The sequence below is a fragment of the Petrotoga olearia DSM 13574 genome, from assembly GCF_002895525.1.
GTDB classification, from domain to species: Bacteria; Thermotogota; Thermotogae; order Petrotogales; family Petrotogaceae; genus Petrotoga; species Petrotoga olearia.
Window position 1 is genome coordinate 61421 of sequence record NZ_AZRL01000003.1, and the last position, 23621, is coordinate 85041.

The following is a 23621-nucleotide window of genomic DNA, read 5'->3' on the forward strand; positions in this document are numbered from 1 at the left end:
TCTGTTGGAGAGATTGTGGTTTTGCAGCTTTGTGCAAAAGAATTTTTTTACAACAAACTTTGATTTTGGAATTGGGGTTCTTAAGGGGTTTACCCCTTAATGTTTAGTTTTAGAGTTTCTAAAGAAAGTTGAAAAATAATATTTGGGAGGTTTTAAAATATGGATAAAATCATAAATTCTGTAGAAACAAATTATAAAAAAGAAGAAATTCCTGAAATTAGACCGGGAGATACTGTAAGAGTCAACGTAAAAGTTGTGGAAGGAGAAGGCCAAAGAAAAAGAGAAAGAATCCAACCTTTTGAAGGAATAGTAATAAAAATAAGGGGTGCTGGCCTTGGACGTTCTTTCACTGTTAGGAAAATAGGAGCAGATAGAGTAGGTGTTGAAAGAATCTTTCCCTTTCATTCTCCATCTATAAGCAGCGTAGAAGTCTTGAAGAAAGGGAAAGTTAGAAGGGCTAAACTTTATTACCTCAGAGATGTTAAAGGGAAGATAAAGATTAAAGAGAGGAAGGATTGAGCCTTTTGAAAGAGGCTACTAAGAAGAAAATTAAAGATGAGACCTTGGATTGGATTTATGCTATAATATATGCACTGATATTCGGAACCATTATCAGATTGTACGTGTTTGAGACAATGATGGTTCCCACCCCTTCCATGGTTCCAACTATCCAGGTATACGACAGGTTATTTGTAGAAAAAGTTACGTATGAATTTGCTGAACCAAATAGAGGCTCGATAGTTGTTTTTTGGACACCATTCGTGGACATTAGGGCGCAACAGCAGTTACGTGCCTTTGATAGGTTTATGGATTTTTTTGCTCCAGCAAAATTTGAAGGCCATGTAAAATATGTGAAGAGATTAGTTGGTAAACCAGGCGATACCTTGAGATTGGTACCGGTTGGAGAAACCTTCTGGGAAGACATTAAAAATGATGAAATCCAAAATATTCCCAATTGGCTGAATTCTATCATTAATTATTACGAAAGTATAGATTACATCCCACCCGAGATAAAAAATAAGGTTTCAAGATTAGAAATAAATGGTGAAATACTTCCTGAATTTGAAAATATTTACTATTTAAGAGATGCAATATTTGAAGATCCTAAATTTTTTGATTATATAGCTTATCCGGAGAAATACAGTTACCAAATTGCCACGTCCGATTTATTTTTCATGTATATTGATAACTTTACAGGTAGGTTGATACCAGCCAAACCAACTATTGAATGGTACAAACAAATGAGAGACACACTTTTGTTTACTGACTTTTATGAAAGCGAGCTTTCAAAATTGGATTTACCTACTTTAATATATAAAGATGAAGAAGGTCTTGTTAATGTGAAAATTCCAGAAGGATACTATTTCTTCATGGGTGATAATACATTGGAAAGTCAAGATAGCCGTTTTTTTGGATTTGTTCCTATTGAAAACGTTATTGGAACAACTTTTTTAAGAATTTATCCATTTGACAGGTTTGGAAAGATATAGCTAACCTTATCAAAAAAACCGCCTTCTGGCGGTTTTTTAAGTTTAAAAATGGCGGAGACGGTGGGACTCGAACCCACACGGGGTGTAACCCCATCGGTTTTCAAGACCGACGCCTTAGCCAATTAGGCTACGTCTCCACCAATACGAACGAAATGTCCAATCCAAAGGAATTATACCATATAAGGAGCGTTTTGTCAATGAAAGCTTCAGATGAAAAGGCTAAAAAAATTAATAAATATATCAATATGTTAGTTAACTACCCGGTTAATTTGACCGCATATCAAAACAAAAAAGATGCCTATGAAAACCTTATTTTAGACAGTATAATTCCTATTGAATCAGAGAACAGCTTTTTAATCTCAAAAAAGATCGTAGACATAGGAACCGGAGGAGGTATACCTGGCCTAGCTTGGGCTATATACTTCCCGGAAAAAGAATTTTACCTAGTAGATAGCGTATCAAAAAAGATTCAAGCTTTGAAAATTTTTATAAGAGAGTTAAAATTAACTAACGTTTATTTGTTCTGTGAAAGAGCGGAAGATTTTGCTAAAACCCATAGAGAATTTTTTGACTTTGCCACATGCAAAGCGTTAGCCAGAAGTGATATCGCATTAGAATATTTGGCCCCCCTAGTGAAAGTAAATAGCTTTATATCCCTATTCAAAGGCCCATCTTATTTCAAAAATGAGATGGAATATACACGAAACGTGCTGAAAAAGCTAAATATTGCAGAGTTCAAAGAAATTGAATACGAAATTGGAGAAGATAAGAAGAAAAGGTATATGATACTTTTTAAAAAAATTGGAACTACACCTCAAAAATATCCAAGGCAAGTAGGTATTCCAAAAAAATTCCCTTTAGGAGAAACCAAATGATCAAAATTATTGTTGATAAGCCTTATGAAGGCTGGATGAATATGGCATTAGACATATCAATAGCCAAACTCAGTGCAATAAGAAAAATTTCCACATTAAGGATATACCAATGGAAAGACCCCACCTTATCCCTTGGCAAACATCAAAAAACAGACAACCTAAACTGGGAGTTTATAAATAGTAACAATATCTCTGTTGTAAGAAGGCCCTCAGGTGGGAGAGCGGTTTTACACAATAATGAAATAACCTATTCTTTTTCAACCTTTATTAACAACGAAAACTTACCAAATAATCTACTTGCAAGCTACTTGAAAATCTCTCAAGCGCTGGTAAGATCACTACACGAATTAGGAATTGAAGCGGATCTTGAAAGTTCAAAAAAAGAAGGTGTAACTAAGGATCTTTGCTATGATGCACCCTCATTTTATGAAGTGAAAGTTAATGGAAAGAAACTAATTGGAAGCGCACAATACAGAACGGCAAATTTCATTCTTCAACATGGTTCAATTCCAATTAAGCATGACTATGAAACCTACATTAACTCTTTTAAATACTCTCATACTGATTGGATAAAACAGCATTTAATTAGTTCAACCATCGATTTAGAAACAATTTTTAAAAAACCTATTTCAAAGATGGAGATTGTCAAAGCTTTTGAAATAGGTTTTAAGTCGGTTTTCAAAGAAGAAATATCAGAAGGTGTTTTAGAACAAGAGGAAATAATTCTTGCACAAAAAATGAAAAATGATTTTACCGTTCTGGAGGAAATGAACTAACAATTTGATTAACCAAGGGTTTTAAGCTTTGTTGAGTCAATAAATTAGCATATTCAACATTTATCCATTCTTTAATCCACTTTTCTGTATTTGATTCCGGAATTAATTTATCTTCTTTAAACAATTTATCATCTTGGGCAGAGTTCAGTATCTTTGCAAAGATATCTGACACAAAGGCTTCAGTTGCCTCTCTCACGCCTATTTCATTATAATTTATACCTGATACATTAAATGCTGGTCCAATTACGTTAGCCATTTACATCACCACCAAGTCAGCATATATGTAAGCTTTAGCGCTTTGAATAATTGCAATTATATCTTGAGGAGTTGCTCCTGCCGTTTTTAAAGCTGTAATCAAATTCGCAACCGTTGCTGGTTTCCCACTTATTTTCCCGTTTTCAACACTTACACTGAAGTTACCATAACTAACAGTGAAATCAGCTATTCCGACATCTCCTCCAAGAACTATCGTTCCAGTTTTTTCATTGATCACTATCTTGGCTTTTACATCGGGAGTAATCTCTATCTCTTCAATTAAAGCTAAAAAAGATATTATATCATCTTCAAAATATTTTGGAACTTCTACCTTAATTGAAGATGGATCAAGGGCTTTGGCGATTTTTAATGAAAAAGTTGAATTTATTGCGTTAGCAACCCTCGCCGATGTTGTAAAATCTGGTTGTTTCAAGTTGATAGTCACAGTGTCTTCATCTACAATCCGAGCAGGAATTTCTCTCTCTATAATAGCCCCTTCAGGGATATAACCGACTGCTTTATATCTTTGTTGTAGGTTAGATGATGAACGGACATTGGCTCCACCAGTTAAAACATTACCTTGTGCAACAGCATAAACTCTATTATCAGCACCATAAAGAGGCGTTTGCATTAAGACTCCATTTTCAATTGAATCAGAATCACCTATAGCAGCTACAGTAACGTCTAACCTCATACCTTCCTTGTAAAAAGATGGTATATCAGCGAAAACCATAACAAGGGCGGTATTTTCTGTTTCAACATAAGAGGTAAGATTGATGTTAAAGTTGGTCAGCATATTATTTATCATCTCAGAGGGTACATCCCCCGAATCTCCTGTACCATCTAAACCTGTAACTAAACCGATTCCAAATAATTGATTGTCCCTTGCACCTCTGAAATTCGAGATATCTTTTACTCTAACTCCAGCAAAGGCATAACCACTTATAATTAAAATTAATAAAAAGGTGACAAATAAATTTTTTCTCATTTTGACTCCCTTCTAAAAAAATATATTTGCTATTCCTGAAAGTATAGAAGTTAACCATGACGGTTCGTTAGGATCCTGTTGGAAAACTATATCTCCATCGTACCAAATCTTTGCATTAGCTAAACTAGAAGAAAAAATAGTTCCGTCTTTTGCTATGTTTTTGGGAGAAACATAACCTTCAACAATCATAGTATTCCTGTTATTCCCCACTTTAATTTCCTTTTCTCCTCTAATTTTTAAAAGTCCATTTTGATCTTTTTCTTGAATTATACCAGATACAAATAATTGAACCTCTGCAGAAGAAGAAGAACTTTTTTGATTGTTTTGTACACTAACCTGCGTTGGATCTCCAGCCCCAATAGGTAAAAAATTAGATAAATCTACCCCTCCTATATTATTTACTACTGAGTTAATCGTACCAACAGACGCTTTTTTGTAATCAGGCATATTTTCAGATAAAGTGAGGGAAGGATTTTCGGAAACTACAATCGTTACAACATCTCCTACTCCAAAATCCTGGTTATAGTTGTAAATAGAGTTACCTTGTTCATCGCTTTTATTCCATAATGATTCAGAGAAACCAAGGCTAGTTGAAACTAGAAAAATTAAGAAAATAATAAAAACTTTTGAAAACTTTATATCAGTCATTTTTGCGAACCTCCTAAACTAACCATAAGTATAGGGCCTTCCTTCAATTTACCAGTTATAATATTTCCACTTTCAACATTTCTAACGCTCAAAGTATCTCCAAAATTAGCATTTGCCATAGCCCTTGCCAAAGTAGAAACCGTTATGCCCTCAAATTCTACCAAAACCGTTACAATGTCCCCTGCTTTCACATCAGGTATACGTCTTAAATAAATTGAATCTACTATTTCACCTTTTTTTACATCTTTCGTTAATTCATAACTTCCGGATCTTATCAATTCTAAATCTACAGGTTTATTGTTGATAGATAAAACGTTTTTAGTGGCTGGTTCTGTTAACTCTTCATTCAAAATGGTTCCCCTAGTTAAATCTTTGGAATATACAAGTACTTTTTCATATTTCGATACATTAGCAATAACTGTAAGTGTCTTTTGATTGTTTTTATCATCTTTTATATTCAAATTTACATACAACTTATCGTAGCTTTGAAAGATCCTTATTACTTCCGCCGATAAAACCTTTTCAGGGAGAACCTTTAAATCAATACTATTCACAGTCAAAGAATTGTCGTACTCTTTTATCTTTTGTTGTAAGAAATTTTCTAACTCAATGTAATGAACATCTATGTGTTGATTTTCGTTTTTGTATACAACCGTAACCGTACTTTCTTCAAAAACAAGATCAAAATCACTGTAATAACTACTCATTAAACCGTACAAAATTTTAGAAAGCTCTTTTTCAGAATAAATTATCTTATCGTTAACTATATAAGAAATAGTCCTATCTGACTTCGTCTCAGGAAAGATATCTTTAAGAGAAAAAATTCTATCTTCACTGACTATAATAGGGGGAATAGTAAAAACCATTTTTGAGAAAACAATTGATGATACCAACAACATCACAGAAAAAAATATAATTTTAATTAATCGTATCAAAAGCATCAACTCCCTGTCATTTAACTAATACCATTAAAAAAGTTCAAGGGAGATTAGGGTTTATCTCTTAACATTTGAAACGGTTCTCAACATTTCATCAGCCGTTGTGATAGTTTTAGAATTAATGTCGTAAGCTCTTTGTGCAATAATCATGTCCACCATCTCTTTAACAACATCGACGTTGGATTTTTCTAAATAACCTTGCTGTAAAGCTCCAAATCCATCCTGACCAGGTATCCCTTCCGTCGGATTACCGGAAGCTGGCGTTTCAGAATATAAGTTATTTCCTAAGGGTTTTAACCCTCCAGGATTTAAAAATCTCACAGTAGTGATATTTCCTACATTTTGAATCGTTCCATCTCCCAAAGAAACACTCACTATTCCATCCGGAGAAACGTTTATTCCCACAGCATTTTGAGGGATCACTATATTAGGAATAACCATCAATCCATCACTGGTAGTAAGTCTACCGTTGGCATCCAATTTAAAAGAACCATCTCTAGTATAGGCTATACTTCCATCCTGCATCTGAACTTGAAAAAATCCATCTCCCATGATTGCTATATCAGTAGAATTGTCTGTTGGCTCTATGTTTCCCAACGTGAAGATCCGTGTTGTTGCAGCCAACCGTGTGCCATGACCAACATAAAGACCTGTTGGTAAAATTGATCCTTGAGCGGTTGGGGTACCGGCTTCTTTTACAGTCGAATATAGCAAATCTTGAAATTCAGCTCTTTGCTTTTTATATCCCGTTGTATCCACATTTGCTAGATTGTTTGAAATGATATCTAACTTTCTTTGTTCGGCATTCATTCCAGTTGCTGCATTATATAACGAAACTAACATAATTTACCCCCTCCATTTAAAAATCTTTATAATTATCTAAATGAGTTAAAAGTTTGAAGTTATTTCAATAAGCTTTGCATTGAGTGAATCCCCTGTCGATACTGCTTTTTGTAGTATGTCAAACTTTCTATTTGCTTCGATCATCTTAATCATTTCATTTAGAGCATCAACGTTTGAACCTTCAAGATAACCTTGTCTCAAACGAAAGTTACCTGCTTGCCCTATCTCTTCACCCATGAAATAATTTTCACCATATTTATCCAAGTTCTCTATATTTAGGACGTTTAATCTTACGTTTGTTCCTGATATATTACCTTCTTCGTCCACAAAAAAATTTTCTGTATTTACAAATATAGGGTTATTTTCTTCATCTAACACGTAATCACCGCTTTTGGTGACAAGGTAACTTTCAGGGCTAATAGAAAATTCACCGTTTCGTGTGTAAAAAAAGTTACCGTTTCTGTCTATTTTAAAAAATCCTTCCCCTTCTATTGCAAAGTCCAACTTTCCATTTGTTTCAATTAAAGATCCTTGTTCGAGATTTGGAATTACATCATCTAGAACAACTGAACTATAAATGTTCCCTATTGGTTCCCCTTTTCCTTGTACGTTTTGATATGATCTAATTTCTTTTTCGTATACACTTTTAAATAGGTTATAATCCTTTTTGTAACCAACAGTGTTAAGATTAGCTAAATTGTTAGAAATAGAATTCAGTTCAGCAAAAGAGTTGAGCATACCAGCTGTTGCATTGTATATTCCTCTCATTTTATTTCCCCCTGTGGTGAATAGTTCTAATTTACTTGTACTTTGTTTAATAATTCTATGTCTTCCAACAAAATTCCTGTACCTTTTGCACAAGTAAGGTGTGGATCTTCTGGAATGTACGTTTTTACACCAGTTTGTTCCGATATTAATTTATCCAATCCCCTTAATCTTGCAGCCCCTCCAACAACTATAAGTCCATTTTGCATTATATCCGCGGCTAATTCTGGAGGGGTTTTTTCTAAAATATTTTTTATTTTATTTATTATTTCGTTCAATATTGGTTTGATCGCATAGAAAATATCATCCGAAGTTAGTTTTAAATTCGAAGGAAGCCCTGTTTTGATATTCTGTCCTTTAACCTCCATTTCAAGATTTTCTTCTTGAGAATAAGCCTTGCCTATGTCGATTTTCAACCTTTCAGCGGTAGTTTCACCGATCAAAAATTTATATCGTCTTTTAGTATATTTAATTATTTCTTGATCCATCGCTTCGCCTGCAACTTTTAACGTTTCACTTATAACGCAACCTCCTAAACTCAAAATCGCTAAGTCGGTTGTACCTCCTCCTATATCGATTACCATATGACCGTTAGGTTCTGTGATATCTATTCCACTACCTATAGCTGCAGCCAAGGGTTCGCTTATAAGAAATACTTTAGAAGCACCAATTCTACTCCCTGCCTCTTTAACCGCCCTTCTTTCAACGTCGGTAGTTAAAGCCGGTATCCCTATGATTAATCGCGGTTTGTACATATTTAAACCTTTGGATTTAGCACTTTTAACAAAATATCTCAATACTTCTTCTATGATGCCGGGATCCGTAATAACCCCATCCTGTACGGGCCGAACAATTTGTATTTGACTAGGAGTTTTCCCAACCATATCTTTTGCTTCTTTTCCTATTGCCAACATCTTTTTTTTACTTTTATCTATAGCTACCACGGAAGGTTCTTCAAGGATTATACCTTGACCACGTTGGTATACAACAAATGTTGCAGTCCCTAAATCTATTCCTAAATCAGATTTAGCCATAATTTACCTCCTATTTTTTTCTTAATAGAGATTTTAAAATTTTAAAAATACTTACATTACTGCTTTAGCTCCCCTTTGCCCCGCAGCCCGCCCATCTAAGGAAGGGACCTGCGGTCCCTTTACCCAGCAGATTGGGGGAGGGCTCCGCCCTGTGACTCTTTTAAAATCAAAATCTTGTTTTTGAAAATCTTTTTATTTCTAAAGCGTCTATTTCTTATATAGAGAGTTCAAAATTTAAAAAAAATAATTTCATCATTCTAAGTTACCTAAAACCTGCTTTAGCCTCCCGCATCCTACAACTTTACTTTATTAAAAATGTGCCTGGCGGGAGTCGAACCCGCATCTTTGGATCCGGAGTCCAACGCTTTATCCGTTAGGCTACAGGCACATCAATTCACTATAATTAATATTCACTTGAATTTTATCTTCATTTTCTTTAGTTGTTATAATTAAATCATAATAATCTTTTAGGTCAGATATCAAAGTGGTACTTCTAAATCCTTCTTTGTAGTAAAACCAAAATACCCAAGGATCTTTTGCAAAAATAGAAAAATTTTTAACCTCATTACTAATCGGAATATCCCAGATCAAGACATCTTTGTAATTTGAAAAGTTTTTTTTTAGATTATATATTTCTTTTTCTGCCAAGGCAATGGCGTTTCCTGGGCTTTGAATAAAATTGGAAAGAATGAGTACACTACTATTTTGGTCTTTGGTCTCTTTTACCTTTTTGTAACTAACTTGTCCTTTAAACTCACTGTATAAAGTGGAAGTAGTTAATCTTTCATCCACAAAGTAAATTTTGCATCCTATTCTTTCTTTTACCCTTATAGCTTCATCTATACTCAAAAAACTCTGTTTTGAATATCTCCCTGACATGGAAATTGGTAATCCAAAAACGATTAAATCGTCATGGCTTAAATCCAACGAAATCAGATATTCTAAGAGTTTTTCTGACGGTACCGTTGCCTTTGGTAACGGAATATTTACATCTTGTTTTAAAAAAGCTATACCACACTTACTCGTTCCGTAATCTATTCCATATACTTTTAAGTTCTTAAAAGTTCCCATATGATATCTTTCTCCAATTTAACCAAATCATATTTAACTCCATTTTCATCTAATATATAAATGACTTTTTCTTTATCTTTAGAGGAAAAACAAATAACCGGTGCACAAGCTTGCAACACGGACTTTGGCGAAGGAAAAATCTTACAAAAAACGCCGTTCTTTGCTAACATCTCTTTTATTTCTAATATTTGATAATTTTCATTTAGTAAAACTAAATCAAGATCTAACGTCGTTCTTAAATCTTTACTCAATTTATACACTTCTCGCTCCTGCTTTAGAACTGCCTTTCAAGAATTCAATTAATTCCCTTGTATCTAAATTTTCATAGAAATTGATAGAATTTTTCAATATCCAATTATCTAATATGTTTTCTTTGAAATTAGAGCTTTCACGTAAATCCTTTAGATTAAAATTATCCAATATTTCCACTTCTTCTTCATTCACCTTTATCAAATTGGCATCTTCCATCACGTTTAAAACAGTTTCTGATAACGATTTATCACCCTTCAAAAGAGAATTTTGTATCTCTTCCACATTGCAATGTCCATCTTCTATAAAATCATAGACACGTTTTAATACTTTAAAAGATGGGTACTTTCTTGAATATTCGTAAAGTAATTTAACTTTGAACCGATTATTGTAAGCCAATATGATAGTTGTTCTTTGAGTCTTTTTCATCCATGTAGAAACCAAGTCCAAAAGCTCTATGTCCGTTTTTGGAACATCTACAATTATTAAAATGGGTGAGAATTGTTTAACTTCAAACGCTATACCGTTGTTAGAAAACGAAGTTATATAAAAATTAGCTTTCTCATTTTTAAATTTTTCTCTAGAAATAAGTTTTTCCCTAAAACTCATTGAATGGTTGAAAAGTCTTATATCGTTTTCATCAACTTGTAATTTTTCGTCTAACAGTCTCACTAAAGATTTTTGTCTCTCATAATCATTCAAGACCAATACTTTGCCATTTCTTTCATTTGTGTAATCCTTCAAAAGTCCAAGAATATTGTTTCTTTCTCTCACCACTTCAAAGCTATTATTATTCGAAAAAGATATAAGAATTTTAAATCCCGCTCTTTTTAAAACTTCTTTTAACTCTTCGCTGTAAATAGAACTGAAAATACTAATTTTAGGCTTTTGAAGAGCATATTTCCTAAATTGCTGATATTCCGGAACTTTTCTCACTACCGGATGGAATAATGAATAGAATGGTTCGTCGATAATAATTTCAGCTTGCATAGAATCAAGTAATTCACAATTTTTAATAAATTTAGGTACTGTAACGAATATCACACTATAATTAGATATAAGTTCTGGCGTAAGGATATATTGATTGCTAAAGTATAATAAATTCTCTGGAAAATAAGTGTTTATTATCTTATATATGTGTTCCAATAAACTGTTTGTTGCGGAAACGATTATCAGCTTTTGATGCTCTTCTAATGATAACTGAACTTTTTTCAGTAAAGAATCATTTTTGATCTTACTTGGAAGAAACATTGCTACTTTACCCCTGGTTAAATTATCATTTAATATTTCTACATTCATGATCTTGTTCAGCTCATCTTGAAGAATATTAGATGCAAAGTTCCATTTTGCAGTTTCTTCTTGTTCTATTCTCTCATTAATCTTCAAATCTTGCAAGTAAAATTTAACATAGCTGTTTTTTAAATTATAAGAGTTCTCTATTCTAAAGGTGCCAACAAGATCTGTAACAAGGTCTCTTTTTTTATTATCAGTTAACTCGCTTAATCTGTATCCTAAATCGTATCCTAAAACATCTATGATTAAAGAATCTTTGTTGAGAGTTCCTGAAAAACTTTGAGAACCATTACGAAAGAATCTTATGTTTTCTAGTTTAGCTTCTCTTATCAAAAAAACAGGCTCCTCATTCCCATATCCAAAAGGTTCTAACATGTTTATATCTTCAAACATCGTTTCCCATATTCCTTCTATTTCCATATCCACATCAATTTGAGAGGCTAATTTTTTGCTCCCATATAACTCTTTGTAAACCTCGTTAATCCCCTTTCTTAAAGTTTCTATATTTTCAGAGAGAAGGGAAAAACCCGCGGCAAACTTATGACCACCAAACTCTTCAAAAACACCTCTTTCATTGACTTTGAGAAGAAGCTCCATTAAATCTATGCCCTGGGGACTTCTTCCTGAACCTTTACCCATTTCCTGATTTTTTGATATCATCAAAACGGGTTTATTGAATTGATTCGACAGTTTGGAAGCCACTATCCCAAGAACTCCCATATGCCAGTCTTCTCCACTTAAAACCAACACGGGGTCCTTTTTATATTCAGGATACAAATCTAACAAACTTAAAGAGTATAAATAGATTTCCTTTTCGGTACTTTGCCTTTTTGAATTTAGTCGGAGTAATTCTGAAACCGCTTTTTTTAATTTTTCTTCATCTTTTTCAGTTAACAAATTAAACGCTGCACGTGCATCTGACATTCTTCCCGCAGCATTTATCTTGGGAGCAACTTTAAAAGTGATGGTTCGGGAATTTATCTCAGAATCAACTATCTTCAATTCATCCAGTAAATATTTTAAACCTTTCGTTGGATTGGTTTTTAATTTGTTCAATCCTATTTTAACCAAATATCTGTTTTCTGAGGTTATCGAGACTATGTCAGCAATAGTGCCCACTGCCACAAGGTCTATATATTCGAAAGGGTCCAAAGAATCATCGTAACTTTTGTAAAGGGCTTGTAGTAATTTAAAAGTTACTCCGACCCCTGCCAGATCCTTGAAAGGATATTCATCGTCTTTCCTTTTTGGGTTCAATATCGCATCTGCTTTTGGAAGATTCTCTTGAGGCAAATGATGATCGGTAACTATAACTTTCATTCCAAGACTTTTTGCATAGTCAATTTCTCGTATGGATGTTGTACCGCAATCAACAGTAACAATATTGTTATAATTTTTACTTTTTAAATCGGATATAGCCTTAATGTTTAGACTATAACCTTCTTCTATTCTGGACGGAATGTAAGAAGTTACATCGTAACCTAATTTTTTTAAACCAAGATACAAAACGGAAGTCGCGGTTACCCCATCAACATCGTAATCACCGAAGATCGCCACTTTTTCTTTCTTTTCTTTGATTTGCTTGAGAATTTCTACGGCTTTTGACATATCCTTCATCAAATAAGGGTCAAAGCTTTCCAATTCCAAATGGTTTAAAAACTTATCTCCTTCTTCGGGTGTTTCGATATTTCTAGATACTAATAGCTTTGCCAAAAAATTGGAAATACCTAAAACACTAGATAAGGTTTTTGCAACTCTTTCTTTTTCTTGATAATAAGAAGCCTTTGGGTCCCAAAAAACCTTCCATTTACTCTCCATATTAAATTTCTCCCTTCTCTTATTTTTTTCTTTATAAATATTATACATTATTAGTACTAAAATATTAAAGAAAGATTTGTAAAGATTCAAAAAAGCTAAATTGTTGTATAATATTGAAGATTGGATAAGTCCAATTAGAAGGGGTGCAATTTGTGTGAAAAACATATTATTGATAATCTTTATTTCGACTCTGTCTATTTTTTCATGGGCTTTAACTATCGAAGAAATAGAAAATCTTTCAAAAAACTCGGCAACTCTGGAATTATCATGGGAATATTTTTTAGACTATATTGTAGAAAATCCTAGTGATGCTAGAATTACTGATACAGGCTCTTTAATATCAGCTAAGATCTCTTTGTTTAACAAATATAGAAATTATAACTTTGTTAATTACATTATTTCTGAAGACCTAAAAAATTTTTGCATTAACTTGGGAGTATTAGGCACCAATTTTTTTATTCCAGAGGAAGATACCAATAAAATTCTTTTCATCTTTCCTGAAATCATACCTATTTTGAATAAAATATTTAACACAGGCAATTTTGAAGAATCTTATTATAAATATTTATATAAATTAGAGGGATTGAAAGAGTATTTGCAAGTTAATTCTTATGAAACCTTTATCAGAACAACTATAAGTAATTCTCTTTCTTCCCCAATCTATTTTGATGAAGACATTGAAAAGTTTATTGAAGTTTTCGTACCAGCAACTAATTATATATTGTTTGAAAAATTTATTTCTGAATCTAAATATCTAGTTGAGGAAGATAAGTACCTAGGAGCATATAAATTACTGACATTTTTAAATAAACACAATTCCATAAATGAATCTGTAGTAGCATATTCTCAACTTAAAAATTATTTTTATTTAAAACAGAGGTTAACTTCATTGAACGATCAGGTTTTTTTTGTCGAAAAACAAGAATTGTCTTCTTTTATATCTGAAGTGTACAAAGTTGGAGAGAATTTAAAGGCACTCACTATAGAAAAAAATTTACTTTACAACATATTTTTACCGTTATTAAGAGCTTTAAATTCTAAATTAGAGAATATACAAGAAAAAGTCCCAGTCGTTGATGAAAATTTTGAAAACTTGTCTTTATCTTTCAACGAACAAATAAATAGTGAGATCTTGAAACTTCAAATGCAAATTACTAGAATAGAAAACTTACCTGTTGCGTTAGAATTAGAAAGTAATAAAGCAACTTCGATAGAGCAAACAACAGACTCACAAGAATCATCAGCAAGAAAAATCTTCGCCTATTTTTGGTTTTCTATATTAACTGCTCTCTTTATAATTTTCTTGTATTTTGAATTGTTCCCCACGTATTCAAAAATCAATTTTTTATGTACATTGAAATTAGGAAGGTTTGCTACACATTTGGCAGAAAAACTTATTTTAAAAAATCCAGAAGATTATAAGGCGTTTCTAATTTTGGCAAAATCCTATGAGGTTGCAGGGAAGTATAATGCATCAATCAACGCATATAAAACCGCCTTAAAATTAAAAGACAAAACAAAAGAAGGTGAATAAATTGAATCTTTTAATACTTTCAACTACTCTAAAAAATATACTTGTTTTATTACAAGATGAAAAAAATAAGATTTATACAAGGATTTTGACTGAGAACAAATCGGGTAATTACCTCGCTAAAGCGATCAAAGAAGTGGTAGAAGAATCAAAAACAAATATAAAAAATATAGATGAGTTTGGTATAGATATAGGTCCCGGATCGTTCACCGGGATCAGAGTAGCTATTTCTACTTTACAAGGACTTTTAATAGATAACCCAGAAAAAGAAGTTTATACCTTTTTCTCTTCTGATGTTTTGTATCGTTCCGTGGTGAATAATAACCATGATCTTAAGAAAAAAAAGTTGACTGTTTTAAAAAGAGCACGAGAGAATGCCGCATATGCATCTATATACGAAGATGGGAAAAGAATCTTTGGCCCTCAAATGGTCTTTGAAGATTTTTTAATAAATTCTATGAACAATTGTATTTTAATAAATGAAGAAGCTGAATATTTTAAAAACAAATATAAACTGGAAAATGAAGTATTTTATTCAAACATTGAAGAAGAATCTCTAATTGCAGAAACATTGAAAGGTAAAAGAGTAAAAATAAAAAACTTGGAACCTCTTTATCTTCAAAAACCTTTAGCTGTTGAAAATTTAGAGAGAAGAAAAACAAAATAGGGCAAGAATGATTCTGTTTCCCTATTTCGTTTTGAGATTCTTATCTAAAATAACATGCAATGAGAAACCTACAAAGTAACTCAAACTGTACAGTATGTTTATAGGGGTTCTATATTTTAAATTAAGTAAGTAAATGATGACAGAGAGTATACCACCAATTAAAAATGAATGCCACAATCCTCTGTGTTTCGATAGTTTGTTAAAAATTATTCCTAAAAGTAATCCTAGTAAAACACCTACAACTATCAAAATAAAATTTGAAAGGTTATAAGAAAAAGGTAGATACTCTCTATACAAGAAATCATATTCAAAGAGATAGTACACACTTCCAAAAATTAAAAACAATCTCATTAATTTGTTTATAAAAGAATTTTGGTGGTCAATATCGGGGAAATCACTCCCAACAACAAAGAGAAAATAAGAAGCTACGATCTCACCTGAAACATAATAAACCTCGTAAAACAAATGACTATAAATAAAATTGAACACTAAAAAGAATACAGGGAACCCCAAAATACCGCTTAATATGTGAGTTTTAAAATTCGGCATTATTTATATCTCTTAACTGCTCCTTTTCATCAAATGCTAACACCTCTATAGGAAGCCTTTTTGTCCAAACTTCTATAATCCCCCCATTTTTAATATCTTTATAAAAAAGGACTTTTGGATCGAAAAAACTGATAGACTTAGAAAGCGTTTTAAGAATGGGCCTATTGTACTTTTTCAGTTGATTTAATGTTTTTGGGAGTAACTTATCTACTATTAAAGAATTGGCTCCTCCTTCAAACAGAAAATCAAAATAATCGGATATTTCTGTGATACTGATATTTTTAATCTCACCGTGAGCCAAATTAAAAGTTCCACAAGTAACAAATTCCCCAACAAATTTATATAAAGGCACCCCTTCCAATTGATAATACTTTTCAAGCCTTTTTAAGGCTTCAGGAGTAACAAATATAATTTTCCCCGTATACAGAACTTTATCACCATTTTTTAACTTTTTTAATGTATCTAGAGAAACAGGATAATTTATATTAAGCAAAAAACATTAGCCTCCTTATTGTTTTAATATATTTGATTGTAATCAATAGAGAAAACGTAAGTTTTCGGGTGTCAGATTTTACAAATTTTGACTAACTATTTCATACGTTAACGTTTTAAGAGAAATAACAAAATCAACATTTTCAATAACAACATGATCATCGGAGTTCAAAGTTACTGGGGCAAAATTCAATATCCCTTTTACACCGGCTTCTATTAATATATTTGTAACTTCTTGAGCCACATTTGATGGAACAGTTAATATCGCTATTTCAAAATCAAGATCATTGTTTTTATTCTTTAGTTCTTTAATATGTTTTATTGGAATACCGGGTAACAAGTTAGAATTGATTTTTCTTTTGTCTACATCATAGGCTGCAACTATTTTAAACTTGTATTTTTCTAATTCAGGATAATGAGAAATAGCTCTACCAAGGTTTCCTACTCCTATAATTGCAACGTTCCAAATCCTTTCTGTTCCTAAAATCTTTTGAATCTTTAAACATAGATCTTCAACATCGTATCCTACGCCCCTCTTTCCAAACTCTCCAAAATAAGATAGATCTTTTCTAACCTGAGAAGCCTTTATGTTAAGAGCCTCAGCAATCTCTTTTGAAGAAGTCTTTGGTATTCCTTCTTCCACTAGCTCTTTTAAAAATCTGTTGTACATGGCTAATCTTTTTATTGTAGGTTTGGGAACTTTTGGTGATTTCATATTTATACGAAAGTTCTCACCAACGTGTTAATAATAGTTTATTTACAATGTGGTGAAAAACTTTTTTCACCTCCTATTTGTTATTTATTACTTGACCACTATATTTATGATTTTTTTTGGGACATAAATGATTTTTTCTATCTTTTTACCTGCTATATATTTTTGAACTTTATCATCCTCTAAGACAAAACTTTTTACTTCCTCTTCTTTTAAATTAACATCAATCGTTATCTGGGCTCTCAACTTCCCGTTTATTTGTACGGCTAACGTAATTTCTTCTGCTTTCAAAGCATTCTTATCGATCTTTGGCCAACTTGCTTTAAATATAAAACCATCTTTTCCAAAATTCTTCCATAATTCTTCACTTATATGAGGAGCAATAGGAGACAACATCAATACAAAATCTTCAGAAAATTCTTTTAGTAAGTTGAGGTTCCAATCTTTTTCATCTGTATTGTTTAGGTATGAGTTTAATTCATTCAAAAGTTCCATAAGGGAACTTACTGCGGTGTTAAATTGAAAATTACCTTCTATATCGCTCGTTATTTTCTCAATAGTTTGGTGTAATTTTCTTCTTAAATCCTTTTCATATTTATTTTTCAAAAGATAATTTGAGTTATTTTCAAGATGAATTATCTTATCTTGTATTTTCATGTACATATTCCAAACCCTATTTAAGAATCTGTATGTACCTTCTATGCCTGAATCATTCCATTCTGCATCCCTTTCTGGAGGAGCCATAAAAAGAATGTAAGTTCTTAAAGCATCGCTACCATATTTTTCGATCATTTCTTCAGGAGACACAACGTTACCTTTTGATTTAGACATCTTAGCCCCGTTCCTGTATATCATACCTTGAGTGAAAAGATTTTTGAAAGGCTCATCAAAACTGAAATACCCAAGATCTTTCAGCACTTTGGTTATGAACCTTGAATAAAGTAAGTGCAAAATTGCATGTTCGACTCCACCTATATACTGATCTACAGGCAACCAATTATCTACATCTTCCTTATTAAAAGGTTTTTCTCCTAGTTTTGGATTCACATATCTCAAATAGTACCATGAGCTATCCACAAAGGTATCCATAGTATCAACTTCTCTTTTAGCTTTTCCACCACATTTTGGACATGTTGTTTCTTTGAAATCGGGATGATCGATCAAAGGACTTTTTCCGGTTGGTTCAAATTCAACGTCCCTGGGAAGCTTTACAGGTAAATCATCTTCCGGAACAGAAACTACCCCGCATTTTTCACAATATACAATGGGAATCGGAGCTCCCCAATACCTTTGCCTTGATATGAGCCAATCTCTCAATTTGTACTGGGTGACAACTTTTCCGATCTTTTTATCTTCTAACCATTGAGAGATTTTCTTAATTGCTGTTTGGTTATCTAACCCCGTAAATTCTCTGGAATTTATCAAAACTCCTTCTCCAACGTAAGCTTTTTCTAACTTTTCTTCATTTAACTTGTCATCTTCAGGCATTATAACAATTCTGATGGGAAGATTATATTTTTTCGCAAATTCAAAGTCTCTTTGATCATGCGCAGGAACAGCCATAATTGCCCCCGTACCATATTCGTATAAAATATAATTTGCTACGTAAATAGGTATCTTTTCTCCATTCACAGGATTTATGGCGTAACTTCCAGTGAAAACGCCTTCTTTTTCTGCTCCTTCAGCGGTTCTTTTAAACCTATCTTGCAAGCTCACTTTTTGCAAAAATTTATTTACTATTTCAGTATTTTCTGGAGTTGTTAACTCTTCTACAAGAGGTGATTCAGGAGATAACGCCATAAAAGTAACTCCCCACAAGGTATCAGGCCTGGTGGTAAAAACTCTCAAGCTTCCTTTGCCATTATCAAGTTTAAATTCGACTTCGGCTCCCACACTTTTACCTATCCAATTTTTCTGCATTGTTTTGACATTCTCAGGCCATCCGTTCAAATTTTCTAAATCATTTAACAACTTTTCAGCATAGTCAGTTATTTTGAAATACCATTGCTCTAACTGTTTAATTTCCACAGAGGTCCCACATCTTTCACATCTTCCATTAACAACTTGCTCATTAGCTAGTACCGTTTTGCAGTTTGGACACCAATTCACAGGTGCCTTTTTCTTGTAGGCTAACCCATTTTTATACAATTGTAAGAATATCCATTGTGTCCATTTGTAGTAATCTTCCTTACACGTTATAACTTCTCTATCCCAATTATAACTAATACCAAGCTTTTTAATTTGATTTCTGATGATATTGATATTTTGCATAGTCCAATCTTCGGGATGAATGTTACCCTTCTCTATCGCTGCGTTTTCAGCAGGCAAACCAAATGCATCAAAACCAAAAGGATGCATCACACTGTACCCTCTCATCCTCTTGTATCGAGCTATAACGTCACCTATGACATAGTTTTTTACATGGCCAACATGGAGAGTCCCCGAAGGGTAAGGAAACATTACCAAATCATAGTATTTTTTATGGTAATCATCATTCACTACTTTAAAAGCATCTTTTTCTTGCCATTTCTGTTGCCATTTTTTCTCTATTTCTTGTGGATTGTAGGTTTTTTCCATCTAGGGTCATTCCTCCATTGTGTGAATTTTCTTTTGTTAATTATACCACAATTGACTATTTCCCTGTAACAGTCGGAATATAGAGATTTAAATCTATCATTATGTTCGAAATATCTTTGTTGGGGTGCTTTATAAGTCTGTATTGACCAGGTTCTTTTATTAGAAAAAAGGTATTTTCAGGAACTCCACTCTTAAATGAAGCATTAAAAGGAAGTGTGTAGGTATACTGAGTTTCTATAGAAGGCTCTTTAAAAAAGTAAAATTTGTATGGATTCAATCCTGGCTTTAAATTTCCTTGGAAGATGTATCTACCTTCAGAATTTCTAAACGCTACCCATACATCAGAAGAACCTATAATATAGATTTGAATGTACCCAGCGTCTGATGGTTCATCTAAATTAGTGATAATTTTATCCAGATCGTTTAAATTTTTTTCTAAAAAATTGTTTGAAACTATGAATTTTTCTACCACACCATCTGGCTCAAAATATTTATTTAGAGTCAAAATCTCTTTTTCTTGAGCCTGCAATTTTTCATTCACTGTTGAATTCAATCGATTGAATTGACTTTGAAGATCCTTCCTAAGTTCTATCACCCTAATTTCTGTCGCAATTGATAAAACTATTGCTACCAAGCTCACAACAAAGATAGTTATCTTAAATTTCATACTTACCTCCAAACAACTCCACTATGTCATTATATTCGTCTATATTTCTTGCGAGGACCTTCTTTATCTTTTGGATGGTATTATCGACTTTTTTTGTATTTATTTCCATTTTATCCCCTATTTCTTGATATGAGTATCCATATATCCATAATTCTACAATTTCCCTTTCCTTGCATTCAAGTTGTTCAAGACTCTTTGCTAGAAAATATTCCCTGAGGAAGTCTTTCTTTTCAGAATCAACACTTTCTATGTAATAATCGGCATTTTCTGAAAATTCGTCGTCTGTGTTTTCCATACTTACAGCCTCTGTTAAAACCTTATGTTTATTTCTGTTCAAGTACGTGACAAAAGATTTTATCTCCGAAGAGATATTCATATAGGCAAAACTTGAAAATTTAGCGTTTGCATCTTTTCTGAAATTATATACCGCTTGAATTAAACCTACCAAACCTATTTGTAAAAAATCTTCGAATTCCAACCATGTACCATAATATTTCCCGACAATAGATTTCACCATAGGTTCAAACTTTTCAAGAATTATGCCTAGAGCTTGGTTGTCCCCTATTTGTGCAAGTTCTATAAGTTTATCCAAATTCATTCCCCTTAGCCTATAGATATGCCTACTCATATGACTCCTCACAAATACTATATATTTCCTACCTTTAAACGGCCTGAAAAACTTATAGATAGAATCCCTTTTCCTGGTTCCCAAAAAATCCAACTTTATTTATCTTTTTCTCTATTATACTACATTCAGCAAAATACTTTCAAAAAAAGGGCGCTAAGCGCCCTTTTTTATAATTCTTTAAACATTTGTTTTTAAAACCCTATTGCAAAACTTGATTTAAACGAAAACCCGTTCAAATCGAAAATTTTATCAAGATCCTTTGCCGTAAGGGATATTTCTGTTCTGCACTCAACAATTCTGCTATTTATCCCAAAACCTAAAAACGTGTTCCAGTAACCATAATAGTTTTCAATTCCAACTGTCAACGGTATAAAATTGAATAGAGAAGTTTTGGCTTGTACTCCCCAATCGATCTTTTGATCATCCAAATAGAACTCTCCATATGGAATAATATCAAGAAAGACTACTGGTATCCTAAAAAATCCGGTAACACTCATTGGATATACATATTCTTCATCTACGAGAACTTCCGTAGATGTTGAACTACTGGAATCTTCACCCAAAATACTAATTGTTTCTTGATAAGGGATCTTGTAAGAAATCTTTGCGGGTTTAACCGTTATGTTTTTTACTGCGATTCCTGCAACAGGTTTTTTAATCTCACCAAAGGTTACACCTGCATCTATGGCATGGCCAGCATCAGTGAATAATTTATCTGTTATGGAATTAAATGATATATTTTCAAGCTCGTCATTGCTAAAAGGAGAATACAAGTCAACGTTCAAGTTCAGCTTCGCTGTTGTTGTAGCTTCCTGTGTATCTGTAGAAAATTCATAATCAATATTTGATTCCTCGGTATAGGCTATCGGCAAGAACAGGTTGTAAACCAACCCAACCGACAAACCATCAAAATTATAAGAAGCGTACACTCCCGCTTTAAAAGATGTATCTAAGTTAAACGACATCGTATCTTTGTAGGGCTCATCTATTTCGTTACCTTCAGCAATAAGCATTATCAATTCGTTTGGTACCGTTAAATCACTTTTTAAATCCCCATTGAGTACAACTCCAAGACCCACATCAAAGATGTTTACTACAAAGTGTCCTTCAACGTTATCTTTGGTTATGAAGAATAAATCATCTCCTTCTAAATAAGTATATATTTCGTCGAAATCAATAGTGAACTTTGTAGCAGTCAATATGGGTAAAAGGTCTGCTATTTTGTAAGCGTTTTGATAAATCATAATATCTGGAGAAACCTCAATTTCAAAATAATTTCTTTTGCCTATTGATTCTAACAAAAGCGGATTCAAACTACTATCAAAAGATCTCAATCCTTCTGAAAAAATGATCAAAGAAACCGATGAAAGTATTAGCAATACGATAAACAATCTTTTCATAGTCATATCCTCCTCATTGTGCACTTAAAGTAATTGGTATTGTTAAGTCTGTATCAAGATCCAACCAAAGGCGAAGAACTAAACTTCCTACCATATTCAATGAATAAGTTTCTGCCTCCGATTTCGGCAATTTTGCGGTAAATACCAAATCAAAAGGAACTGTACCTTTTATATCTTCGATAAGGTCTGTTAAATCAAATTCAACAGTTTTACCTTCACCGACCGTTATTTCCCCCGTTACAGGGTCTGAATCAGTAGGTTGACTCTTTTCAACATCCCATCCTTGGACTTCCATCTTTAAGGGGAGCCCTGTCGTGTTGTCGTAATCCATGTGAAGCTTAAATGATTCTATCCCATCGAGTATATCACTCAAATCATCAGAATCTTCACCAGATCTGCCAAAGATATCCTCATCGCCTACATCATCTTTATTTGTAAACAATTCTAAGTCGTCGGTTATTGTAAATTCAAAAGGAAAATCCACCAAGAGTGCTATAGTGGTCGATGCATAAGCTGAAAATTCTTCATCAAAAGTTATTGACATAGATTCCAACATCAAATCATTTTCAACATTAAAAAGATCTGCCAAGTCAGTTTTATCTCCTGATGTAATTTTTTTTGAAGTATCTCCTGAAGTTAATGTGGCTTCAACTGTTACCCCTGTTGCATTTCTTACTACAAGAGTTGCAGGAAGGGAAGTTAATTCAATATCCTCTAAGATCCCCAAATCACAACTTGAAAAAGAAGCCAAAGTTATAGAAGAATCAGAAGTTATAAGAGGGTATTCATTCGCGGGTACAGAATCAAAATCGGGAAGTTCAAGTTCAGTCAAAATTTCTTGTCCGTCGAATATTTTCAAATCTACCCCATAAGTTAAGGGATTATCAGATTTGTGTGTGACGGCGGCATCTTCACCAAAACTTTCACTTAAACTAATAACAATATCTTCAGTATCCACTAAATCGGACATTAAAATGCTTTCAGTCGCAATAGGTACTTGAAGCGTGGGATCAGCTTTTATCTCAATCTCTTGAAGTGCACAGGATGTAAACAGGAACATACTTACAACTAACAACAAAAATACATAATAAAACCTTTTCATTTTTTTCATCCCCAAATTTATTTTTTTGAAATCCTAAAAAACTCTAATTTATCTGAAACATCACATTATACCATATTTTTCTCAAATTTAGTTCTTTTTTAAAAGCCTTAAAATTAAATTGATAATACTTTCTTTTTAAATGAGAAGAAAATGCAAAATAATTTAATTTTTTTGAATACGAGCCTTAATAATAATCGGCTATAATAAAAATACCCATCCCCCCGAAACATCATGATTGATATTTCGGCCCATC

Annotated in this window: 24 protein-coding genes and 2 tRNA genes; 6 read left to right on the forward strand and 20 right to left on the reverse strand. The window is 32.8% G+C overall.

Annotated features, from left to right (window positions below):
• Positions 1-159: 159 nt before the first annotated feature.
• Positions 160-519, forward strand: a complete 360-nt coding sequence (gene rplS, locus X929_RS00700; RefSeq protein ID WP_103066155.1) for a 50S ribosomal protein L19 — start codon at positions 160-162, stop codon at positions 517-519.
• Positions 520-524: 5 nt separating this feature from the next.
• Positions 525-1490, forward strand: coding sequence for a signal peptidase I (gene lepB, locus X929_RS00705; RefSeq protein ID WP_103066321.1), 966 nt, complete (start codon positions 525-527; stop codon positions 1488-1490).
• 49 nt (positions 1491-1539) lie between these two features.
• Here the strand turns inward: lepB and X929_RS00710 are convergent.
• A tRNA-Ser gene (locus X929_RS00710) sits at positions 1540-1627 on the reverse strand.
• A gap of 60 nt (positions 1628-1687) precedes the next feature.
• Here X929_RS00710 and rsmG point away from each other — a divergent pair.
• Together rsmG and X929_RS00720 are read left to right on the forward strand one after the other, a co-directional pair.
• Positions 1688-2365 carry a 16S rRNA (guanine(527)-N(7))-methyltransferase RsmG gene (gene rsmG, locus X929_RS00715; RefSeq protein WP_166667790.1) on the forward strand — a complete coding sequence of 226 codons (678 nt, stop codon included), beginning with the start codon at positions 1688-1690 and terminating at the stop codon, positions 2363-2365.
• The gene (locus tag X929_RS00720) at positions 2362-3141 is read left to right on the forward strand and encodes a lipoate--protein ligase family protein (RefSeq protein WP_103066157.1); all 780 of its coding nucleotides are present in this window, start codon (positions 2362-2364) and stop codon (positions 3139-3141) included. The genes rsmG and X929_RS00720 overlap by 4 nt, the downstream gene beginning before the upstream one ends.
• Here the strand turns inward: X929_RS00720 and X929_RS00725 are convergent.
• The 11 genes from X929_RS00725 to recJ form a co-directional block, all read right to left on the reverse strand.
• Complete coding sequence (locus X929_RS00725) at positions 3116-3397, reverse strand: hypothetical protein (protein ID WP_103066158.1); 282 nt, start codon at positions 3395-3397, stop codon at positions 3116-3118. The genes X929_RS00720 and X929_RS00725 overlap by 26 nt on opposite strands.
• A complete protein-coding gene (locus X929_RS00730; RefSeq protein ID WP_103066159.1) occupies positions 3398-4384 on the reverse strand; it encodes a flagellar basal body P-ring protein FlgI in 987 nt (328 codons plus the stop codon).
• 12 nt (positions 4385-4396) lie between these two features.
• Positions 4397-5032, reverse strand: coding sequence for a flagellar basal body L-ring protein FlgH (locus tag X929_RS00735; protein WP_103066160.1), 636 nt, complete (start codon positions 5030-5032; stop codon positions 4397-4399).
• Positions 5029-5967 carry a flagellar basal body P-ring formation chaperone FlgA gene (flgA, locus tag X929_RS00740; RefSeq protein WP_166667789.1) on the reverse strand — a complete coding sequence of 313 codons (939 nt, stop codon included), beginning with the start codon at positions 5965-5967 and terminating at the stop codon, positions 5029-5031. The genes X929_RS00735 and flgA overlap by 4 nt, the downstream gene beginning before the upstream one ends.
• Positions 5968-6027: 60 nt before the next feature.
• Positions 6028-6813: a flagellar basal-body rod protein FlgG gene (gene flgG / locus X929_RS00745; RefSeq protein ID WP_103066162.1), complete on the reverse strand. Its 786-nt coding sequence runs from the start codon at positions 6811-6813 to the stop codon at positions 6028-6030.
• A 45-nt stretch (positions 6814-6858) separates the two neighbouring features.
• Positions 6859-7581, reverse strand: a complete 723-nt coding sequence (locus X929_RS00750; RefSeq protein WP_103066163.1) for a flagellar hook-basal body protein — start codon at positions 7579-7581, stop codon at positions 6859-6861.
• 26 nt (positions 7582-7607) lie between these two features.
• Positions 7608-8612, reverse strand: a complete 1005-nt coding sequence (mreB, locus tag X929_RS00755; RefSeq protein ID WP_103066164.1) for a rod shape-determining protein — start codon at positions 8610-8612, stop codon at positions 7608-7610.
• 316 nt (positions 8613-8928) lie between these two features.
• A tRNA-Arg gene (locus X929_RS00760) sits at positions 8929-9000 on the reverse strand.
• Positions 8991-9683: a RuvX/YqgF family protein gene (locus X929_RS00765; protein WP_103066165.1), complete on the reverse strand. Its 693-nt coding sequence runs from the start codon at positions 9681-9683 to the stop codon at positions 8991-8993. Before X929_RS00765 ends, X929_RS00760 begins: the two co-directional genes overlap by 10 nt.
• On the reverse strand, positions 9662-9943 hold the full coding sequence (locus tag X929_RS00770; protein ID WP_103066166.1) for a putative Se/S carrier-like protein: 282 nt from the start codon (positions 9941-9943) through the stop codon (positions 9662-9664). The genes X929_RS00765 and X929_RS00770 overlap by 22 nt, the downstream gene beginning before the upstream one ends.
• Entirely contained in the window at positions 9936-13043 is a 3108-nt protein-coding gene (gene recJ, locus X929_RS00775; RefSeq protein WP_166667788.1) for a single-stranded-DNA-specific exonuclease RecJ, read from the reverse strand. Before recJ ends, X929_RS00770 begins: the two co-directional genes overlap by 8 nt.
• Positions 13044-13197: 154 nt before the next feature.
• Between recJ and X929_RS00780 the strand changes: the two genes are divergently transcribed.
• A complete protein-coding gene (locus X929_RS00780; protein ID WP_134080043.1) occupies positions 13198-14577 on the forward strand; it encodes a hypothetical protein in 1380 nt (459 codons plus the stop codon).
• 1 nt (position 14578) lies between these two features.
• Positions 14579-15241, forward strand: a complete 663-nt coding sequence (gene tsaB, locus X929_RS00785; protein WP_166667787.1) for a tRNA (adenosine(37)-N6)-threonylcarbamoyltransferase complex dimerization subunit type 1 TsaB — start codon at positions 14579-14581, stop codon at positions 15239-15241.
• Between the two features lie 21 nt (positions 15242-15262).
• On the opposite strand, the gene X929_RS00790 is transcribed toward tsaB, so the two are convergent.
• From X929_RS00790 to X929_RS00825, 8 genes are all read right to left on the reverse strand, one after another.
• On the reverse strand, positions 15263-15790 hold the full coding sequence (locus tag X929_RS00790; protein WP_103066170.1) for a metal-dependent hydrolase: 528 nt from the start codon (positions 15788-15790) through the stop codon (positions 15263-15265).
• Positions 15777-16283: a hypothetical protein gene (locus tag X929_RS00795; protein ID WP_103066171.1), complete on the reverse strand. Its 507-nt coding sequence runs from the start codon at positions 16281-16283 to the stop codon at positions 15777-15779. The genes X929_RS00790 and X929_RS00795 overlap by 14 nt, the downstream gene beginning before the upstream one ends.
• A gap of 78 nt (positions 16284-16361) precedes the next feature.
• A complete protein-coding gene (locus tag X929_RS00800) occupies positions 16362-16997 on the reverse strand; it encodes a redox-sensing transcriptional repressor Rex (protein WP_103066172.1) in 636 nt (211 codons plus the stop codon).
• 87 nt (positions 16998-17084) lie between these two features.
• A complete protein-coding gene (leuS, locus tag X929_RS00805) occupies positions 17085-19571 on the reverse strand; it encodes a leucine--tRNA ligase (RefSeq protein WP_103066173.1) in 2487 nt (828 codons plus the stop codon).
• Positions 19572-19626: 55 nt separating this feature from the next.
• Positions 19627-20238, reverse strand: a complete 612-nt coding sequence (locus X929_RS00810; protein ID WP_103066174.1) for a hypothetical protein — start codon at positions 20236-20238, stop codon at positions 19627-19629.
• Positions 20228-20836 carry a sigma-70 family RNA polymerase sigma factor gene (locus tag X929_RS00815; protein ID WP_245858618.1) on the reverse strand — a complete coding sequence of 203 codons (609 nt, stop codon included), beginning with the start codon at positions 20834-20836 and terminating at the stop codon, positions 20228-20230. Before X929_RS00815 ends, X929_RS00810 begins: the two co-directional genes overlap by 11 nt.
• Before the next feature lie 221 nt (positions 20837-21057).
• Positions 21058-22266 carry a hypothetical protein gene (locus tag X929_RS00820; protein ID WP_103066176.1) on the reverse strand — a complete coding sequence of 403 codons (1209 nt, stop codon included), beginning with the start codon at positions 22264-22266 and terminating at the stop codon, positions 21058-21060.
• 13 nt (positions 22267-22279) lie between these two features.
• A complete protein-coding gene (locus tag X929_RS00825; RefSeq protein ID WP_103066177.1) occupies positions 22280-23368 on the reverse strand; it encodes a hypothetical protein in 1089 nt (362 codons plus the stop codon).
• Positions 23369-23621 lie beyond the last annotated feature (253 nt).

Coding starts and splice junctions, on each gene's coding strand:
- X929_RS00730 (WP_103066159.1), bottom strand. CDS start 4,384: ATGAGAAAAAATTTATTTGTCACCTTTTTATTAATTTTAATTATAAGT.
- X929_RS00725 (WP_103066158.1), bottom strand. CDS start 3,397: ATGGCTAACGTAATTGGACCAGCATTTAATGTATCAGGTATAAATTAT.
- mreB (WP_103066164.1), bottom strand. CDS start 8,612: ATGGCTAAATCTGATTTAGGAATAGATTTAGGGACTGCAACATTTGTT.
- X929_RS00825 (WP_103066177.1), bottom strand. CDS start 23,368: ATGAAAAGGTTTTATTATGTATTTTTGTTGTTAGTTGTAAGTATGTTC.
- leuS (WP_103066173.1), bottom strand. CDS start 19,571: ATGGAAAAAACCTACAATCCACAAGAAATAGAGAAAAAATGGCAACAG.
- X929_RS00720 (WP_103066157.1), top strand. CDS start 2,362: ATGATCAAAATTATTGTTGATAAGCCTTATGAAGGCTGGATGAATATG.
- X929_RS00820 (WP_103066176.1), bottom strand. CDS start 22,266: ATGAAAAGATTGTTTATCGTATTGCTAATACTTTCATCGGTTTCTTTG.
- X929_RS00765 (WP_103066165.1), bottom strand. CDS start 9,683: ATGGGAACTTTTAAGAACTTAAAAGTATATGGAATAGATTACGGAACG.
- X929_RS00800 (WP_103066172.1), bottom strand. CDS start 16,997: ATGAAATCACCAAAAGTTCCCAAACCTACAATAAAAAGATTAGCCATG.
- flgG (WP_103066162.1), bottom strand. CDS start 6,813: ATGTTAGTTTCGTTATATAATGCAGCAACTGGAATGAATGCCGAACAA.
- rsmG (WP_166667790.1), top strand. CDS start 1,688: ATGAAAGCTTCAGATGAAAAGGCTAAAAAAATTAATAAATATATCAAT.
- X929_RS00735 (WP_103066160.1), bottom strand. CDS start 5,032: ATGACTGATATAAAGTTTTCAAAAGTTTTTATTATTTTCTTAATTTTT.
- X929_RS00790 (WP_103066170.1), bottom strand. CDS start 15,790: ATGCCGAATTTTAAAACTCACATATTAAGCGGTATTTTGGGGTTCCCT.
- rplS (WP_103066155.1), top strand. CDS start 160: ATGGATAAAATCATAAATTCTGTAGAAACAAATTATAAAAAAGAAGAA.
- recJ (WP_166667788.1), bottom strand. CDS start 13,043: ATGGAGAGTAAATGGAAGGTTTTTTGGGACCCAAAGGCTTCTTATTAT.
- X929_RS00810 (WP_103066174.1), bottom strand. CDS start 20,238: ATGAAATTTAAGATAACTATCTTTGTTGTGAGCTTGGTAGCAATAGTT.
- X929_RS00750 (WP_103066163.1), bottom strand. CDS start 7,581: ATGAGAGGAATATACAATGCAACAGCTGGTATGCTCAACTCTTTTGCT.
- X929_RS00815 (WP_245858618.1), bottom strand. CDS start 20,836: ATGAATTTGGATAAACTTATAGAACTTGCACAAATAGGGGACAACCAA.